This is a genomic window from Neiella litorisoli (assembly GCF_014773395.1).
In the GTDB taxonomy this organism is placed as follows: domain Bacteria; phylum Pseudomonadota; class Gammaproteobacteria; order Enterobacterales; family Neiellaceae; genus Neiella; species Neiella litorisoli.
Genome location: NZ_JACXAF010000016.1, coordinates 67273 through 86452, shown reverse-complemented (window position 1 = coordinate 86452; position 19180 = coordinate 67273). Strand labels below are relative to the sequence as shown.

The following is a 19180-nucleotide window of genomic DNA, read 5'->3' as shown; positions in this document are numbered from 1 at the left end:
TTGCCACGCTGACGATCGCAACCATGTTTGTACCTCAAGCAACCGCTGAAGAGCTGGGCTGGCCAGAAAAAGAAGAGCTGAAATTTGGCTTTATTAAACTGACCGACATGGCACCAATTGCCATTGCTTATGAAAAAGGTTACTTCGAAGAAGAAGGCCTTTACGTCACCATTGAGGCGCAAGCAAACTGGAAAGTATTGCTTAACGGCGTCATCGACGGCAGCCTCGATGGTGCTCACATGCTCGCGGGTCAGCCACTGGCTGCAACCATGGGCTTTGGTACGAAAGCACACATCATCACGCCATTCTCAATGGATTTGAATGGTAACGGCATCACGGTTTCTAACGAAATTTGGAAACAGATGAAGCCAAATATTCCGAAAATGGCAGATGGTCGCCCGGTGCACCCAATCAAAGCCGACTACCTCAAGCCTGTTGTTGACAAATACACCGCTGAAGGTAAGCCATTTAACATGGGTATGGTATTCCCCGTATCGACCCACAACTATGAATTGCGCTACTGGTTAGCCGCTGGCGGCATTCACCCTGGTTACTATGCCCCGCACAAGGGCGATGTATCAGGTCAAATCGATGCCGAAGCATTGCTGTCGGTAACTCCGCCACCACAAATGCCAGCCACTCTGGAAGCAGGCACCATCTACGGTTATTGCGTGGGTGAACCTTGGAACCAGCAAGCGGTATTCAAAGGCATTGGTGTACCGGTTATCACCGACTACGAAATCTGGAAAAACAACCCAGAGAAAGTATTTGGTATCACTGCAGAGTTCGCCGAAAAGTATCCAAACACCACTATTCGTCTGACTCGAGCCCTGATCCGCGCAGCTATTTGGTTGGATGAAAACAACAACGCCAACCGTCCAGAAGCGGTCAAGATCTTGTCACAATCTAACTATGTTGGTGCTGACTACGACGTAATCGCCAACTCAATGACTGGCACTTTCGAATACGAAAAAGGCGACAAGCGTGATGTTCCTGACTTCAACGTGTTCTTCCGCTACAACGCGACCTACCCGTACTACTCAGATGCCATCTGGTATCTGACGCAAATGCGTCGCTGGGGTCAAATCTCAGAAGACAAGTCTGACGATTGGTACTTCGATATGGCGAAGAAAGTGTACCGTGCTGACATCTATGCAGCAGCAGCGAAGTCACTCATCAAAGAGAAAATCGTTGATGCCAAAGACTTCCCTGATTTCGCTACGGAAACTGGCTTCAAGCCTGCCCAAAAAGAGTTTATTGATGGCGTTACCTACGACGGTACCAAGCCAAACGCCTACATCGATAGCTTCAAAATTGGTTTGAAATCTGGCGACAAAATTTAAACACCAATCATGACCACGCGCCCGGAGAGCTTTTCTCCCAAGCAAACCGGGCGCAACATTCCAGGTGTTAGAGGTTATAGATATGACAACTACAACGACTAAGGTAGCGAAAATGAATGCACTTCAATTGAACAACCCTCAATTTAAGTCCATTTTGCAACAAGCTACCAATTTGATTGCCCTGCCCCTTGTCGGAATCGCAATGTTCTTGCTGATTTGGTCAATGGCAGCCGATCGCATTGATACTTCATTAGGTAAGTTCCCAGGCCCATCTCAAGTCGCAACCCAAGCGGTTGCCCTATATGACGAACATGTTGCTGAGCGCGAGAAAGCTGCGGCATTCTATGAGCGTCAGGAAAAGCGCAATGCCGCTCGCATTGCCAAAGATCCAACCTATGAACCGAAGATCCGTAAATACACGGGTAAAGAGACCTTCTTCGACCAAATTGTCACCAGCTTGATTACCGTCATGTCAGGCTTCATTCTGGCCGCTGCGGTTGCCATTCCACTGGGCATTGCCATTGGTCTGAACAAAAAACTGAACATTGCGGTCAACCCAATTGTCCAGTTATTCAAACCGGTATCACCGCTAGCATGGCTACCACTTGTCACTATGGTTGTTAGTGCCCTGTATGTTAGCCCAGATCCAGTGGTTCCTAAGTCATTCCTCAACTCCATGATCACCGTCACTCTGTGTTGCCTGTGGCCGATGGTGATTAACACCTCAGTCGGTGTTGCTTCTATCGATAAAGACTTAGTGAACGTCAGCCGCGTGTTGCGCTTACCCGCGCTCAAACATGTTCAAAAAATTGTGTTACCTGCCTCCATTCCAGCCATTTTCACCGGTATGCGCTTGTCGCTGGGTGTTGCCTGGATGGTATTGATTGCCGCCGAAATGCTGGCTCAAAACCCTGGTTTAGGTAAGTTCGTTTGGGATGAATTCCAAAACGGTAGCTCTGATTCCCTATCTCGCATCATGACTGCAGTGATTGTCATTGGTTTCATCGGTTTCTTGCTCGACCGCGTCATGCTGCAAGTGCAACGCGTGGTGTCTTGGGATAAAGCAGGCGCCCATTAAGGCTTTGGATTAAGAGGATAAAATCATGAGTGTTATTTTAGATATCAGTAAAATCGACATGGTGTTCCCGACTCCAAAGGGCCCATTCACCGCACTGAAAGAAGTTGACCTGCAAATCTCTAAAGGCGAATTCGTCTCGCTGATTGGTCACTCTGGCTGCGGTAAATCAACAGTATTGAACGTTGTTGCTGGTTTGTACCAAGCCAGCAAAGGCGGCGTCATTCTCAACGGCCGCGAAGTCTCTGAACCCGGCCCAGAGCGCGCCGTAGTTTTCCAGAACCACTCCTTGCTGCCTTGGTTAACGGCTTATCAGAACGTCGAACTAGCGGTAAAACAAGTGTTTGGTCGCAGCAAGTCAAAAGCAGAAATCAAAGATTGGGTTGAACACAACCTCAAGCTGGTTCACATGGACCACGCCATGAACAAGCGTCCGGATGAAATCTCCGGTGGTATGAAGCAGCGTGTTGGTATTGCCCGTGCGCTGGCCATGCAGCCCGAAGTTCTGCTGATGGACGAACCGTTTGGCGCCCTCGATGCGCTGACCCGCGCTCACATGCAAGATTCATTGATGGAAATTCAAGCCGAGCTTAACAACACCGTCATCATGATCACCCATGATGTCGATGAAGCCGTTCTGCTATCTGATCGTATTGTCATGATGACCAACGGCCCTGCGGCAACCATTGGTGAAATTCTCGATATTAACCTGGAACGCCCGCGTGAACGCTTAGCGCTGGCTGAAGACCCTGAATACAATCACCTCCGCTCAGAAGTTCTGAAGTTCCTCTACGAGAAGCAACGCAAAGTAGAGCCAATTTCGGCAACTAAAAGCACCAAAGAATCCACTAAAAAGACCACAGAAGTGGCGTAACAACAATTTGCAACGATAAATTCTAAAAGGAACTATCAGATGAACAAAATTGCACTTTCGGTATCACTAGCACTTGCTGCAGCTGCTCAACCTGCGTTAGCCGACGACTTCACCAGTGCTTTAAGTGCCGGCAAAGTGTCAACCGATATGAACTTGCGCTATGAAAACGTATCGGATGACTCAGACAAAAAAGATGCAGACGCGCTGACACTTCGTACTCGTCTGACCTACTCCACTGGCGCCTTCAAAGGCTTCTCTGCCACCATTGGTATGGAAGATGTGCGGGTAGTTGCAGGTGTTGAAGACTACAACGCCGCCGGTTTGAACGGTAAGCCAGAGTACTCGGTTATTGCCGACCCAGAAACCACTGAGCTAGACCAAGGTTTTGTTGCCTATGGCAGTGACAAATTCAGCGCCAAGTTAGGTCGTCAGGTCATTGCTTGGGATGGTCAGCGTTTTGTTGGTCACGTTGGCTGGCGTCAAGATCGTCAAACCTTTGATGCGTTGAGCTTCGACTACACGCCGATGAAAGATTTGGCACTGAAGTATGCCTACATCGATCAGCGTAACCGTATCTTCGCTGAAGAGCGCGACATCAATTCTAAAGACCACCTGTTCAATGCTTCTTACAAAACATCGATCGGTACCGTGACCGGTTACGGTTACTTGCTGGAAGAAGATAACGACAGCGAAAACCAATACGATACTTACGGTATCAGCTTCAAAGGTGCACAGCAGTTAGACTCAGTAAAGCTCTTGTACGCGGCTGAATTTGCCAAGCAAAACTATGAAAATGCTGCCGGCGCTGACTTCGATACTGACTACTACTTGGTTGAAGGTGGCGTTGTCTTTAACGGTATTACGTTCAAACTGGGTTACGAAGTACTGGGCTCAGATGATGGCATGAAAGGCTTCCAAACGCCGTTGGCAACCTTGCACAAATTCCAAGGTTGGGCTGACCAGTTCCTCAGCACGCCAAACGAAGGTGTCGAAGACATCTATGTTTCTGCAACAGGTAAGCTGTTTGGCGGTAAGTGGGTCGTTGCTTATCACGACTTCAGCGCCGACGAATCTTCTGACGCACTGGATGATTTAGGTTCAGAACTTGACTTGCTCTACGCTTACAAGTGGAACAAGGTATTCTCTAGCGGCATCAAATTCGCCGCTTACTCGGCTGACGACTACAAAGTTGATACCGACAAGCTGTGGATTTGGACTAGCGCTAAATTCTAAGCAATTGATTTAATTTCTGTATCACCAATCAATACCATCAAAGGGAGCTACGGCTCCCTTTATTCGTTGGTCACAGGCACGCCACTGTGAAACTTAAAGTCGCTATCTTCTGACGAAATCAATTGTGCTTCTATCTCACCAAACTGCTGCACCCGCGGACTAATATCCTGGCCTGCAATCTGCTCAGCCAACGTCAGATAATCCTGATAGTGACGCGCCTCAGAGCGCAACAGTGAGATATAGAAATCACTTAGCCTTTTATCAACATGTGGCGCAAGCTTGGCAAAGCGCTCGCACGATCGAGCTTCGATATATGCGCCGCATATTAATTTATCAATCAGGGTGTAGGGCTCATGGTTGGTGACATGAGTAAGCAGCCCCTTGGCGTAACGGCTAGAGCTGATATTTTCATAAGCAATGCCGTATTCATCCATGATTTCCAGCACCTGATAATAATGATGTAGCTCTTCTTTGATCAGCAGTACCATTTTATCAATCAGATCCTGGCCATAAGGTGTGCCCGATTTCGGCAACATCGACTTACTGAGTTTGTTTTGCTCGACCAACGTGCGCCAATCGCCTTCCTGACGATAGGCGTAATCTTCAAACGGTTTTAACCACGCGAGCAACGCATCGCCACTGGCTTTATCGACCGCATATTTGCGAATCAAAAACATTGCGCTTTGAGCCGCTTTCAACTCACAAATCATGTGATCAATCAAAATGATATTGAGGTTTTCTGGACGTTTCGCTTGAGCAATCCACGCATCTGGCGTTGAACATTGCAAAAAGCCGTTAATCGGCTCGAGTAGAGATTGATAATTGCTGATGGTCATTGCCTGTTCCGGAGTAACGCAGTCAAACATGGGGAGGCGATTATAATACCAACAACGCAACGGCACCAAGTCAGGAGGCGTGACCGAAATATGTTAATTTTTTGTGATTGACATCACCATCAATGTTAATAAATTTAAGCTCATTGCCACACAAGTTGATCGGTGCCCTGTTTTTTTTCGAGGTTTGTATTTAAAGTGTTTGCCAAGCTCGGCACCAAGCCGTTCGCCCTCATGGAAGAGTCGTTTGTTGTAATTCCCTTTAGAGTAGTTGTATGGGTGGCTCCACAATACGATCAGTTGCTGTATTTACTCAGGTTGCCCATGGATACTACCATGGCGACTTGTGTCGCGAACTGCTAACCATTGCCCGTGAGCTGAATATCCGCATTCAGCTGATTGTGACTGGCGCTTACACCGATTACGACGCCGAACTCAGCCTGAATCACATTGATGCAGCCATTGTCATCCATGACGCTATCTCCAGTCGCCTTTTGCAAACCATTCAAACACGCAAACTACCCGTGGTATGCATTGGCAATAACTATGCTCATCATCAAGTTGATACGGTAGTCATCGATAACGAGGACGGTATCACTCAAGCATTTACCAACCTGCATGAACAAGGCCACCGCCAGTTCACGTTTGTTGGCAACCTATCGAATCTCGACATCAAGCAGCGTTGTGATGCCTTTCGTCATTGCCAATATGCCTACGGTATTGAGCCACTAAAAACGGACGTGATTGACGTTGGCAGCTTATCGTTTTTTGGCGGCGAGCAGGCCGCCAACCGATTGACGCAGTTTAGTGCCATGCCAACGGCCGTGCTTTGCGCCAACGACTTAGTCGCCATTGGCCTCATTGGCCAACTGCAACAACTGGGCTGGCGGATCCCTCAAGATGTTGCCGTGGTTGGCTTTGATGGTTCCCATATTGCCGCAACGCACAGGCCAACCATTAGCACCATCGATCACGACTATTTTGCCACCGCAGATGCCGCATTTGAGCTGCTGTTAGCGCGTCATCAGCAGCCGCAGCAGACACCTCAACAACGCTTAATCGAAGCGAAGTTTCTCGCCGCACAAAGCTCCGATCTGACGGAACGGCCAGTATTTGATGACAGCCGCGAAGCGCAAGGCGAGTTGGCCATTCGCTCTCATCAAGCCTATTTCAGTGTCCATGAGAGCCTGCGATCGAGCTTGGCTGAATTTATCAGCTTAAATCACCAGTTCGGTGAATTTATGCGCTTTGCTTGTTTGGCCGAGTGGACCGGCGACGAAGAACATCACCATTATCTGAAAATTGTTGAGATGTACGGTGACTTCAATGCTCTGGATGTCGCCCAAGATGCTGGCACTTGCCATTGTCTAGCGGAACATTATCCGCCACATGCATTAACCGAAAAATACTGTCAGCCTGCCAGTCAGGTGCTCACTGTGCCGATTCGTTTGCGCGGCGAGCTGTGGGGTGCGCTGACCTTTGCCGCCCGCTTTACTCCAGCCAACAAGCTTGATCTTTACCACCAATTTGTCGAATTAGTCGCCCAGTTAAGCCAGCGCATCGAAAGAGATTTGCTGGAGCAGCTGGCCAATCGCCACAGCAAGCTGACTGACCGGCTGCAACGCCGACTGCAGTCGGTTACCCAGACCGCTTCCGGCGGTTTGTGGGAATGGGATTTGGGCAATGATACGGTGCAATGGAATGAGCGAGCACTGGAGTTGTTTGGTTTCAATCAAACTGAGCAACCCATCTGCCAGCAACAGAGTTTCTATCACTATATGAGCGAAGCAGATGTTGCCATTGTTAAACGTCGGGTTGAGGCTCATATCAATCATGGCATGCCATTTTCGGTGAACTTCCGAATGCAATGTCAGGACGGCTCTATTCGCTGGTTCGCCGCCACGGGAGAGGCGATCGTGGATGGCAACGGTATCGCTAAACGTATGCTTGGCAACATCAAAGATGTCACGGATAAACGTAAGAATAATCAGCGCTTTCAAATGGCAGCAAGCTACGATGCGACCACTGGACTACCTAATCGCTCGATGATTAGTGAGCAAATAGCGCAACAGCTGAGCGCTGCGCCAGAGCAGCCGGTCGCGGTGTTGCAAGTGGGCCTCGATCGCTTTAAACATTTGAATGATCGCTTCGGCCATGAAATCGGCGACAAATTGTTGCAACACATCGCCAGCGTGCTGAAAAAGGGCCTACGAGACAGTGATTTCTTCGCCCGATTCAGCGGTGATGAATTTATCTGCCTGTGCTTAGTGGATAACCAGCGGCAAGCGGTGATGATGGCCAACCGCCTAATTAAATTAATTGAGCAGCCGTTAACAATGACCTTCGGCGTTGATTTTTATGTCACCGCCAGCGCTGGTATCGCGCTCTATCCGGATCATGCTGATACCCCTGCAAACTTGCTTCGCAATGCCGACATGGCAATGCAACAAGCAAAGAAATCGGGCCGCAATCAATCAGTGCTGTTTAAGCAATCGCTGCGACTTGAACACAATGTCCGAGCCCGTATCGATCACGAACTGCGCAAAGCAATCGTGAAGAATGAGCTATCGCTAGTATTTCAACCGCAGATCTCCACCGTCTATGGCGAATTAGTGGGTGTCGAAGCGCTGTTACGCTGGCAATCTAGCGAGCTTGGCGCCGTATCGCCTGCGGAGTTTATTCCCATGGCCGAGGAGAATGGCCAGATTGTCGAACTTGGCCTGTGGGTGTTAAAAAACGCCTGCATGGTGCTTCGACAATGGCAGCAGAGCCAGCGGCGGCCGATTAACATGTCGGTCAATGTCAGTGCCGGTCAGCTTACCGATCCCAATTTCTTAAAAAATATCACCGATATTATTAATGCCACCGGTGTTGACCCAACAGGCTTAACCGTCGAGATCACCGAATCAACCGCGATTTCTGAAATGGATAACGTCAGAAATTTGCTGGAGCAAATGAGCAGTTTGGGGATCCGCATTGCATTGGATGATTTTGGCACCGGCTTTTCGTCGATTTCACTATTGCGCCAGTTGCCATTTGACAGCATTAAGATTGATCGCAGCTTTTTGAGCAATTTGACTCGCGAATCTCAAGATTGGTTTATCGTCAAAGCAATTCAGGATTTGGCCTCGGCGCTGGGTCATGAAGTCGTTGCTGAGGGCGTTGAAACCAATCAACAATTAAGCCTCACCCGCGAACTTCAATGTGATGTTGTTCAAGGTTACGTGTTTAGCCCACCACTAGCTCTAAATGAGCTGGAAGCCCGATATTTCCTGCCTGAGAACCGAAAAATCCGCCGTATTAGCTGAAAATCTAAGCTTGACGAAACTCAGCCCCTCGTCAACAGTGGTTTTAGCAGTTTAAAAATTGAACTGTTGCTGGTGAGAACGCCGTATAAACGGTGACACAGAATAAAGAAGGAAATAGCTATGATCCTGAACCATCTTTGGGGCCTGTATGCGCACCCACGAGAAGAATGGCAAACCATTGATCGCGAGCACGAGAGCGCGTCCTATAGCATTGCTCATATCATGCTGGTCGCCCTGATCCCGTCAGTATGTGCTTACATGTCGGCAGTGCACATCGGCTGGCGAATCGGCGCTGGCGACCCAATATTTCTATCATCGAACTCGGCCTTGATGATGGCAGTAGCCATGTACGTTGCGTTGCTCGCTGGCGTTGGTGCCCTCGCCTATCTGGCAAAATGGATGGCCAACACCTTTGGCTCATCACCCACCTATACCCAATGTCTTGAATTGGCATCGTACACCGCGACACCGCTGTTTATGGTGGGCTTTGCTGCCCTCTATCCGGCGGTCTGGTTCGTCATGTTGGTGGGACTGGCGGGACTGGCCTACTCGGTCTATTTGCTCTACTCCGGCATTCCAATTTTGATGCACATTCCAGAAGAGCGCGGCTTTATCTACGCCAGTTCGGTGGTCACCTGCGGTCTGGTGCTGCTGGTGTCAACACTAGCTGGTACCGTGATCTTGTGGAACCTCGGGCTAGGCCCAGTATTCGTTCAATAGCACCTTCAGCAAAAACAACAAAGGCAGCCGAGGCTGCCTTTTTCATTTGTTCCGTCACGACGAAGCGACCTATGGGTGGCCTTCGTTATGCATCTCTAAGTTCGAAGCCAGCTCTGCCGCTCGATCCGCTTTGGCATCGTCATTGCGCATGTCGTTCAACATTTGCAAGTAACCGCTGTCGATGTCATTGGTGATATAGCAACCATCAAACACCGATGTTTCGAAACCAGTTAGATCCGTGTTGCCTTCTCTTACAGCTTCAATCAAATCACTGAGATCTTGGAAAATCAGACCGTCCGCTTCGATTGCCTCGCAAATGCCATTAACCGTCCGATCATGAGCAATCAGCTCTTCGGCTGATGGCATATCAATACCGTAGACGTTGGGATAACGAATTTCCGGCGCCGCAGAAGCGAAGTAAACTTTATTAGCGCCGCTATCACGAGCCATTTCGATAATCTGTTGCGAGGTAGTGCCACGCACAATCGAATCATCCACTAACAGTACGTTTTTGCCTTTGAATTCTTCACCAATGGCGTTGAGCTTCTGGCGTACTGATTTTTTCCGCGTTTTTTGCCCTGGCATGATAAAGGTGCGGCCAATGTAGCGATTTTTTACGAAACCTTGGCGATACGGAATTTTCAGCTCAGCAGCAATCTCCAAAGCAATATCACAGGACGTTTCAGGGATCGGGATGATCACATCGATGTCTTTGTCTTCCCACTCGCGACGGATCTTTTGTCCGAGCTTGCGGCCCATGCGGACGCGAGCTTGATAGACAGAGACTTTATCAATGAAGGAGTCAGGGCGAGCAAAGTAAACGAACTCGAAGATACAAGGGCTGTGAGAGAATTTCTCCACGCACTGTTGGCTAAACAATTGACCATCGTCAGTGATGTAAATCGCTTCGCCTGGCTCAATATCGCGCTCTAGCGTAAAACCACAAACATCAAGCGCAACACTTTCCGACGCAACCATATAGTCGGTATTGCCTTGCTCATCAACCCGAGAGCCCAATACCAACGGACGAATACCGTGGGGGTCGCGGAAGGCAATCAAACCATGACCAATAATCAGAGCCACCGCCGCATAGCCGCCGCGGACCTGTTTAACGGTTGCCTTAACCGCACTGAAAATATCATCAGGAGTCAGGCTCCACTGCCGCGAGACACACATTTCGTGGGCCAAGACATTGAGCAACACTTCTGAGTCAGAGGTGGTGTTAATGTGGCGACGAGCCGTCTGATAAAGCATTTCTTTGAGTTCGTCGGCATTGGTGAGGTTGCCATTGTGAGCCAGCGACACGCCAAATGGCGAGTTGGCATAAAATGGCTGCGCTTCTGCCGAGCTTGAGCTACCAGCCGTTGGGTAACGAACATGGCCAAGACCAATGTGGCCCTGCAAGCGGTGCATATGCAAAGTGCCGAACACATCGCGCACTAAACCGTTGGCTTTGCGTAGACGAAAACGCTGCTGATCATCAATGGTCATGATACCGGCTGCGTCTTGACCGCGATGCTGCAATACAGTCAACGCGTCATAAATAGTTTGGTTCACTGGCGAATTCGCCACAATGCCCACAATACCGCACATAAGAAGGGTCACCTCAGCTTGAGGTCGTCGCTACCTTTAATAAGTCGGACGACTGCTCGATATAATCAAAAAACCAACGAACTACAATTTTAAATTCAGGGATAAGCAACGATTGCTGCCACCACTGAGTTTGTGCTGCGCCGGTAAAGGCATCCATGAAAAATAGCAAAGCGCAGACAATTAACACACCACGCAAACCACCAAAGACCAAGCCTAGTACTCGATCTGTTCCTGACAAGCCGGTTTTATCAACCAAATTGCCGATCACTGTGTTCACTAGCGCCCCTAAAATCAGAGTGCAAATAAACAAGGCGGCGATCGCTGCAGCATCCCTCAACAGCGCATCTTCAATACCGGTCAGAAAGACGGACAAATCTTGATAAAACTGACTAGCAATGAAAAAAGCAATGACCCAGGTAAGTAGCGAAATCGCTTCACGGCTGAAACCGCGAATTAAACTAACCAGCGCCGATATTAAGACAATCGCAAGAATCGAATAGTCAACCCAAACCATGCTAATACTCACTTGCCGAAATCGGCGCGAATTCTAACAAAATAATTACAGGCTTGACCATGACGATTTATTGGCTTTGTGGATTATAGGGAAAGACGCGTCCGTTCAAGCCAGTCAAGCGCTTGACTTCGGGCTGCATCGCAGACAGTTTCTGCTTGTCGAGATTGGGGCCAACATAAACCCATGTTGGCTTGCCCTGAACGGCGGTTTTAGGCTTGCTAAAGGCAGGAAAGCCCGCCTCTCTAAGTTTTTCGATCAGCGCATTGACGTTGTTGGCATTACGAAATACGCCAAGTTGCAATACCCAGCCACTATCATTGAATTGGGCCAATTGTCGGTCTGACGGATTAACCGCCGGCTCGGCAGCTACAGGCTGCGCTAATAAAGTATTATCGTCATCCACTATCGAGCTGTCATCAGCGTCAGTTGGTGGCTGCTCAGTGGCTTGGTTGGGCGCTGTCAGTTGTTCAATCGGTTGCTCAAGCTGAAATTCCGGAGCCGATAGTTGCGGCTGCAACGGGATCATGGCGAAGTCTTGCTTACGGCTGACTTTTTGAGCATCGAGCACATCCGGCAGAATAATCGCAGCCAGTGCCACTAGCACGGTTGCGCCGACTAATCGATGCTTGAGTTGAGAGTTCACGCTCAGGTATTTCCTTGCAGCACGGATTGCGCCTCTGCAACCGTATAGAATGAGCCGAAGACGACAACCATATCATCTTGACCTGCCGTTTCAAGAGCTTGTGCCAGCGCATCTGAGACATTTATGTGCTGACTAACTGCGCAGTCAAACACTTGTGATAGTTGCGCGGCACTGGCGCCCCGTGGCACCGCCAAACCAGCCAAGTGCCAATGGTCGATCACGGGCAGCAGCGGTTTCACTGAATTAAGGCTGTCTTTATCGGCCAACATGGCAACAACAGCATGCACTTTGGCGTGTTGCCGCTTCGCCCGAGCGATTTGCTGCGCCAACAATCGAGTCGATTGCGGATTATGGGCAACATCGGCAATGACCCTAGGCGCCGAGCGTAATTGCTGCCAGCGGCCTGGCAATGCTGCGGCGGCGAGCCCGTCGCGAATAGCCTGGTCAGACACGGGTAATTGCAATGCCTGAATCGCCGCTATGGCCGTTGCCAAATTAGCAATCGGCAACTGCGGCTGCGCAATATCATCAATGTGCAATTCGCCGGAGTGGTAATGCCAACTGTCATTAGCGCTCGGCTGAAGCTCAAAATCAACACCTGCTGCGATGATGTTGGCGCCAATCGCCGAGGCGTGTTGGGCAACACTCTTAGGCAAATTCTCATCGCCGAGAACCGCAGGCTTGGAAGCGCGAAAAATGCCGGCCTTTTCAAAACCAATTTGCTCAATATCGTCGCCCAAAAAGGCTTGATGATCGAAGTCTACAGTGGTGACAACGGCGACATCTGGCTCAACGATATTGGTTGCATCTAAACGCCCACCCAAGCCGACTTCCAACAAAATGACATCGGGAGCCGCTTGTTGCAGCAACCACAACGCCGCCAACGTGCCGAATTCAAAATAACTTAAACTGACGTCATCGCGGGCCGCTTCAACCGCCGCAAAGGCTTGGCAATGCTGCGGTGCGGTGAGCATCTGATGGTTGAGCCGAACTCGCTCGCGATAGTCCACTAAATGTGGCGAACTATAAACACCGACACTGTAACCGGCATTAGTTAAACAATGTTCAATGTAGGCACAGGTAGAGCCTTTACCATTGGTGCCCGCCACGGTAATCACTTTGCTGTGAGGCATATGGGTCAACGACAGTTGCTTGGCCACTTGGCCAACACGTTCGAGACCGAGTTCAATGGTCGTTGGATGAATCGATTCGAGATATGCCAGCCACTCATCTAATGAGCGGCTGGGAATTGAGTGAGTCGACATTACTCAGAAAGTGGAAGTAGTTCGCTTTCGGTGGTTGGCTGATTGGTCAGCTTAGCCAGCAAGCGAGCCAAAGTGTCACGCATTTCACGACGATCGACGATCATATCCACTGCGCCATGCTCCACCAGGAACTCACTGCGCTGGAAACCCTCTGGCAGTTTTTCCCGTACGGTTTGTTCAATAACTCGAGGGCCAGCAAAACCAATCAAGGCTTTGGGTTCAGCAACATTAATATCGCCCAGCATAGCCAGACTTGCTGATACGCCACCCATGGTTGGATCGGTCAGCACGGAAATGAATGGCAACCCTTGCTCAGACATCCGCGCCAGCGCCGCTGAGGTTTTTGCCATTTGCATCAAGCTAAATAATGCTTCTTGCATGCGCGCGCCACCACTGGCGGAAAAACACACCAACGGCAGGTTGTGCTCCATGCAGTATTCCGCTGCTTGCACAAAACGAGCACCAACAACCGATGCCATCGAGCCGCCCATGAAAGAAAATTCAAACGCCGCAGCTACCACTTTGACGTCTTTGATTGCGCCACTCATCACCACCAACGCATCTTTTTCACCAGTGGATTTTTGCGCCGAAGCGATACGTTCTTTGTAACGCTTTGAATCTTTAAACTTGAGCACGTCTTTGGGCTCTAAATCGGCACCAATCTCAACCCGATTGCCCTCGTCTAACAAGCGCTCTAAGCGCGCCCGTGCGCCAATACGCATGTGATGACCACACTTAGGGCAAACTTCGAGGTTGCGTTCCAGTTCGGCACGGTAAATGACTTGCTCACAGCCATTACACTTACTCCAAACGCCTTCTGGAATATTGCGACGCAGCGAAGCGTCTACTTTGTTTTTGGGGAGAATCTTTTCAATCCAGCTCATGTTTTTATTCTCGGTCGCTGTCCGCGGATGAAATTCATTAATAAAACCGGCACATTAAACCACAACTAATGTGATTGTTCATCGTTTACTGGTCTTACCCGATGTGTCAGTTGGACCACCAGCGCCATTGTTTGTTCAATTCAAATCAAAGTCATCGGGCAGGAACAATGGCCCCATGGTTGGTTTGGGAATGGCGTACTCTTCAGGATAGATGACATTGACCAAATACAAACCATGTGGTTTGGCAGTCGCCGCTGCAACCGTCCGGTCTTTTGCCTCTAGCACTTGCTGCAACCAGTCGCCGTCGCGCTCGCCTTCACCCACTTTGATCAGCGATCCGACAATATTGCGGACCATGTGATGCACAAATGCGTTGGCCTGAATATCAACCACCAAATAGTCACCGAAACGTTTGACCGCAACATGATGAACATTGCGAAATGGTGAGTTGGACTGACAATGAACCGCGCGGAAGCTGCTGAAATCCAGCTCACCGAGTAAACATTGCGCAGCTTGATGCATGGCATCGGCATCAAGTGGATGATAATGATGAGTCACACCAAAGCGCATGATCCCTGGTCTAAGCCGTTGATTGAGAATGATATAACGATAGCGCCTTGCCGTTGCGCTAAAGCGCGCATGAAAATCATCAGCGACCGGTTGGGCCCAACGAATAGCAATATCATCAGGCAATTGGGAATTGGCCCCCAAACTCCACGCCGCCATGTCGCGGGGTTTGGCACATTCAAAGTGAACCACTTGGCCGGTGGCATGAACGCCAGCATCGGTGCGTCCGGCACAGAGCACTTCAATGTTTTCGCTGGCAATGTGTGACAAGGCTTGTTCAACTTGAGCCTGAACGCTATCCACCTCGCGCTGGCGTTGCCAACCAAAATAACGGGTGCCCTGATACTCCACACCAAGTGCAATGCGCATGCCGGTCTACTCTCTTCAAAAACAACAAAGCTCGCCATTATAGCGAGCTTTGCTTTGATTGGTATGCCGCAGCGCTTAAGTTAATCGCTGCAGTAGTTCTGCGGCTTCGGTTTTCTGGCTGTCATTACCATTATTGGTAATTTCCTCCAGTAATTGCTTAGCCACCTCTTTGTCGCCAATTTCAATATAGGCTCTGGCCAGATCAAGCTTAGCGGCAATGCCATCTTCTTCTTCCAACTCGATGTCATCGTCCAGATCGCCAACCAGCATGATATCGTCATCAGGGCCGGCAGCACCGTCAGCCTCGGCCAACAACTGATCGATGTCGAGATATTCATCTTCACCGTCTTTGTTTGGCGCAGCTGGCTCTGGCTCGGCTGGCATCTGTTGCTCAATAGCAGCGAGTTCGGAATCAAAGTCGACACTGTCATCGTCGGCCAGCTGGCTTAATTCCTCAGCTTCAGAAATGGCCTCCTGATCGTCGCTTGATTCATCCAGCAGCTCATCGGCAACGTTGGATAAATCAAACTCCTGCTCAAGCTCATCAAACGACACTTCATCTTGCTGTGCATCGTCATCGGGCTCGGCAACTAAATCCGATTCGAATTCGGCCAACAGGTCATCGGCGGCGTCGTTATCAAGCGCCTGCGACGTTTCGGGCTCTGGTTCTGACGCTGCTGCGACAATATCATCAACATCCAGCTCGGTGAGCGTTTCATCGCTGGACTGTTGCTCTGCTGAAACATCAACAGCTTCTTGGGTTTCAGCAATAAGGCTTTCAATATCAATGTCCGTCTCGACCTCAGGCGCCTCAGCAAGGGGCTGCTCAGGCCCCGATTCCGCCAGCAAACTGTCGATATCAACCAGCTCTTCAGTTTCCGGCTCATCCAATTCATCCTGAACCTGCTGCGAAATATCATTACTCTCTTCTGACTCAGCAACCGATGCCAATAGCTCGTCAACATCCGCCGCCGTTTCCGGCTCTGGCTCTTCGACCTGTTCTTCTGCTAATTCCTGAGGTTGTTCTGCTGGTGCAATTTCGGCGTCAAACTCGTTGACCAAATCATCGATGTCGGCAATCTCGTTAACCGATTCGCCAGCTTCTTCGGCCGCGGTTTGCGCAGCCACTGCAGCGGCAAATTCATCCATGATGTCATCTGGATCGGCGCTTGATTCAGCCGTTTCGGACGCTGTGGCAGGCTCGCTGCTGTCACTGGCACCAATGGCATCAAAGGCCTCTTCTAATGAATCATCGTCATCGCTCGACGATGGTCCATCGGATGCAGCAAGCTCATCCATTGCCGCCAGCGCGTCGAGCGCATCTTGGGTAAGCTCGCCACCATCATCACTCAGGTCTAAATCCAGCTCCTGAATATCGGCCATTTCCGGCAGCGTTTCTGTCGTCTTTGAGGTATCGTCAGCAGGCTCATTGAGATCATCGTCCATGGCCAGCAGATCGGCGCTATCATCGTCTAGGTCAATCGCAGCCTCATCATCGTCATCCAGACTAATAGCTTCAATCGGCGCATCATCCAGTGCCAAATCAACCAGCGCATCATCCTCTGGCGCCTCTTTGTCATCATCCAGACCAAGATCCAGCAAAACATCTTCTTCAGCGCTGTCTTGTTGCTCCGTGGCATCGGCCTCGGCTGGCGCTTCAGCGACCGCTTCTTGGGCCAGCAGGGTTTCTGGCATCGGCTCGCTTGGCGTTTGCTGCTGGGCTGTTTCGGCATGCTTACGGTGGCGGAAAATCAGCCAGCCAATCAGGCCAAATACCACAGCCAAACCAGCTGATAGCGACCATAACCAAATACTCGACGCGCCAATGGGTTGCTCCAGCAAACTATCGACCTTGGTGCTGGTCACTTCGGTCTGCTTGGTCAGTTGCGCCCTAGCTTGCTCGGCAGCTTCGCGCTCCTGAGTTAACTCGGCTTCAAGATTGACGATGGTGGAGGACAAATCTTCCACTCGACTGGCCAGCTGTTGGTTCTGGTCAATCAGGGTTTCAATGCTACCAATCGAATTGGCCAAATCTTCTTTTAGCTGACGCATTTGAGCGTCGTATAGACGACGTTCGCGATCAGAAATGGTGGTTTGCGGCTGAGGCTCTGCGGGCTGCTCAGCAACCACTTGCTCAGTTGGCTCAGGTTGAGCTTCGGCAACCGGTTGCGCTTTAGGCGATTCAACAGCGGCAGGTTCAGGTTTGTTCGCTGGCGCGGCGGCAACTTGCTCGGTGGCTGCTGGCTCTGCGGCAGGCTTAGTAGCTTGGCTGGCGGCAAGACGTTGCTCATCGTCACGCAATTGGGCAACTGCTTGCCGGTTGGTATATTGCCGCGTTTCTGCCAATGTCGGGATCAGCAAGGTGCTACCGCGACTCAGCAGGTGAATGTTGTTTTGCTCAAATGCATGCGGGTTTTTCAGGTACAGCGCATACATCATCTGGTAGACAGAGATCGAACCATCGGGGCGAGTAACACTGGCGATGCGCCACAGGGTATCGGCATTGGCGACAGGACCATACCGCGTTGGAGCAGCCTGTTCCTGCACTTTGGGTTTGCCATCAGGGCCAACAATATCGACCTTCCCGCGCTCAAAAGCACCTGCGGTGATGGGGGCACTGGCAACGATGGCCAGTAATGTAGCAGTCAAGACACGGCGAACCGCGGAAAACCCTGAGCTAGGGGTTTGAGACATATTCCTTTCCTTTACTGTGCTGCGCCGGAATATGGGCACAATTGCTTAATTGTCGCTTTATCCCAACATAATAAGCAATTCGCATTCCAACGCCACTACCCATATCGCAACTTGTAGCAATACCCATAGCAATCAATGGTAAAACGCTGACCATAAAAAAAGCCAGTACGCGACTGGCTTTTTGTCGTCAAGATATTGACATCCGAATATAAAAATCGCCCTACAGATAGTCGCGGATCAGTACTTCGGCGATTTGCACGCTATTTAATGCCGCACCTTTACGCACATTATCAGCCACCACCCAGAGATTAATGCCGTGCGGGTGACTAATGTCATTGCGTACGCGCCCCACGTAGACCTCATCATTACCACTGCCTTCTTCCAACTGGGTTGGGTAGTCGCTGTCATCTTCAAATAAGATCACGCCCTCGGCTTCACGCAGCAGCGCCTTAACGCCTTCGGCATCGATTTGGTCACGGGTTTCGATATGAACCGCTTCGGCGTGACCATACATAACCGGCACGCGCACTGCGGTCGGGTTCACTAACACGGTCTCATCGCCGAGGATCTTCTGAGTTTCCCAGACCATTTTCATTTCTTCTTTGGTGTAGCCGTTATCCTGAAATACATCAATGTGAGGCAACACATTAAAAGCAATCGTTTTTGGGTAAACTTTGTGGCTTGCTGGCCGACCATTGAGCATTTCCCCCACTTGTGAGGCCAACTCTTCAATGGCTTCTTTGCCTGTGCCGGAAACCGATTGATAAGTCGATACATTGATGCGGCTAATGCCCACCGTGCGATGAATCGGGCTTAGCGCAACGACCATCTGAATGGTCGAGCAGTTGGGGTTAGCAATAATATTCCGATTGCGGAAGTTGGCTAAATCATGAGCATTCACTTCGGGCACAACCAAAGGAATATCAGGCTCATAGCGAAACTCAGAGGTGTTGTCGATGACGACGCAACCTGCCTCGGCGGCGATTGGTGCATATTTGGCAGATACAGAGCCGCCAGCACTAAAAAAGCCCAGCTGAACCTGATCCCAGTCGAACTCCTCGGCATCCAGCACTTCGAGTTGCTTGTTGCCAAATTTCACTGTACCACCTGCACTTCTGGCACTGGCCAGCGCGAAGACCTGATCGACTGGAAACTCGCGTTCGGCGAGAATATCGAGCATGGTTTGGCCGACCACGCCGGTAGCGCCTAAAACGGCAACATTATATTTGGCTGACATGCTTGGATTCTCCGCTTTGTCATCTGTG

General features: G+C 50.2%; 15 protein-coding genes. 6 read left to right on the top strand and 9 right to left on the bottom strand.

Annotated elements, in window-relative coordinates:
- Positions 1–8: 8 nt before the first annotated feature.
- The 4 genes from IC617_RS12725 (at position 9) to IC617_RS12710 (ending at position 4525) form a co-directional block, all read left to right on the top strand.
- A complete protein-coding gene (locus IC617_RS12725; RefSeq protein ID WP_224745991.1) occupies positions 9–1343 on the top strand; it encodes a CmpA/NrtA family ABC transporter substrate-binding protein in 1335 nt (444 codons plus the stop codon).
- 112 nt (positions 1344–1455) lie between these two features.
- Positions 1456–2421, top strand: coding sequence for an ABC transporter permease (locus IC617_RS12720; RefSeq protein ID WP_224745982.1), 966 nt, complete (start codon positions 1456–1458; stop codon positions 2419–2421).
- Between the two features lie 25 nt (positions 2422–2446).
- The gene (locus tag IC617_RS12715; protein WP_191145367.1) at positions 2447–3292 is read left to right on the top strand and encodes an ABC transporter ATP-binding protein; all 846 of its coding nucleotides are present in this window, start codon (positions 2447–2449) and stop codon (positions 3290–3292) included.
- Between the two features lie 39 nt (positions 3293–3331).
- On the top strand, positions 3332–4525 hold the full coding sequence (locus IC617_RS12710) for an alginate export family protein (protein WP_191145366.1): 1194 nt from the start codon (positions 3332–3334) through the stop codon (positions 4523–4525).
- A gap of 59 nt (positions 4526–4584) precedes the next feature.
- Here IC617_RS12710 and miaE read toward each other — a convergent pair whose 3' ends face one another.
- The gene (gene miaE / locus IC617_RS12705) at positions 4585–5361 is read right to left on the bottom strand and encodes a tRNA isopentenyl-2-thiomethyl-A-37 hydroxylase MiaE (RefSeq protein WP_224745981.1); all 777 of its coding nucleotides are present in this window, start codon (positions 5359–5361) and stop codon (positions 4585–4587) included.
- 272 nt (positions 5362–5633) lie between these two features.
- Here miaE and IC617_RS12700 point away from each other — a divergent pair, with 272 nt between their 5' ends.
- On the top strand, positions 5634–8666 hold the full coding sequence (locus IC617_RS12700; RefSeq protein WP_191145364.1) for an EAL domain-containing protein: 3033 nt from the start codon (positions 5634–5636) through the stop codon (positions 8664–8666).
- A gap of 120 nt (positions 8667–8786) precedes the next feature.
- Positions 8787–9386, top strand: coding sequence for a Yip1 family protein (locus IC617_RS12695; protein WP_191145363.1), 600 nt, complete (start codon positions 8787–8789; stop codon positions 9384–9386).
- Between the two features lie 69 nt (positions 9387–9455).
- On the opposite strand, the gene purF is transcribed toward IC617_RS12695, so the two are convergent.
- The 8 genes from purF to IC617_RS12655 all read right to left on the bottom strand — a co-directional run bounded on the left by purF (position 9456) and on the right by IC617_RS12655 (position 19152).
- The gene (gene purF, locus IC617_RS12690; RefSeq protein ID WP_191145362.1) at positions 9456–10979 is read right to left on the bottom strand and encodes an amidophosphoribosyltransferase; all 1524 of its coding nucleotides are present in this window, start codon (positions 10977–10979) and stop codon (positions 9456–9458) included.
- 13 nt (positions 10980–10992) lie between these two features.
- Positions 10993–11493, bottom strand: coding sequence for a CvpA family protein (locus IC617_RS12685; RefSeq protein ID WP_191145361.1), 501 nt, complete (start codon positions 11491–11493; stop codon positions 10993–10995).
- 67 nt (positions 11494–11560) lie between these two features.
- Entirely contained in the window at positions 11561–12136 is a 576-nt protein-coding gene (locus IC617_RS12680) for an SPOR domain-containing protein (RefSeq protein ID WP_191145360.1), read from the bottom strand.
- Positions 12137–12138: 2 nt separating this feature from the next.
- On the bottom strand, positions 12139–13401 hold the full coding sequence (folC, locus tag IC617_RS12675) for a bifunctional tetrahydrofolate synthase/dihydrofolate synthase (RefSeq protein WP_191145359.1): 1263 nt from the start codon (positions 13399–13401) through the stop codon (positions 12139–12141).
- Entirely contained in the window at positions 13401–14285 is an 885-nt protein-coding gene (accD, locus tag IC617_RS12670; RefSeq protein ID WP_191145358.1) for an acetyl-CoA carboxylase, carboxyltransferase subunit beta, read from the bottom strand. Before accD ends, folC begins: the two co-directional genes overlap by 1 nt.
- A 135-nt stretch (positions 14286–14420) precedes the next feature.
- Positions 14421–15221 carry a tRNA pseudouridine(38-40) synthase TruA gene (gene truA, locus IC617_RS12665; RefSeq protein ID WP_191145357.1) on the bottom strand — a complete coding sequence of 267 codons (801 nt, stop codon included), beginning with the start codon at positions 15219–15221 and terminating at the stop codon, positions 14421–14423.
- A 75-nt stretch (positions 15222–15296) separates the two neighbouring features.
- The gene (locus IC617_RS12660; RefSeq protein WP_191145356.1) at positions 15297–17915 is read right to left on the bottom strand and encodes a FimV/HubP family polar landmark protein; all 2619 of its coding nucleotides are present in this window, start codon (positions 17913–17915) and stop codon (positions 15297–15299) included.
- A 220-nt stretch (positions 17916–18135) separates the two neighbouring features.
- Entirely contained in the window at positions 18136–19152 is a 1017-nt protein-coding gene (locus tag IC617_RS12655) for an aspartate-semialdehyde dehydrogenase (RefSeq protein WP_191145355.1), read from the bottom strand.
- Between the last annotated feature and the right edge of the window lie 28 nt (positions 19153–19180).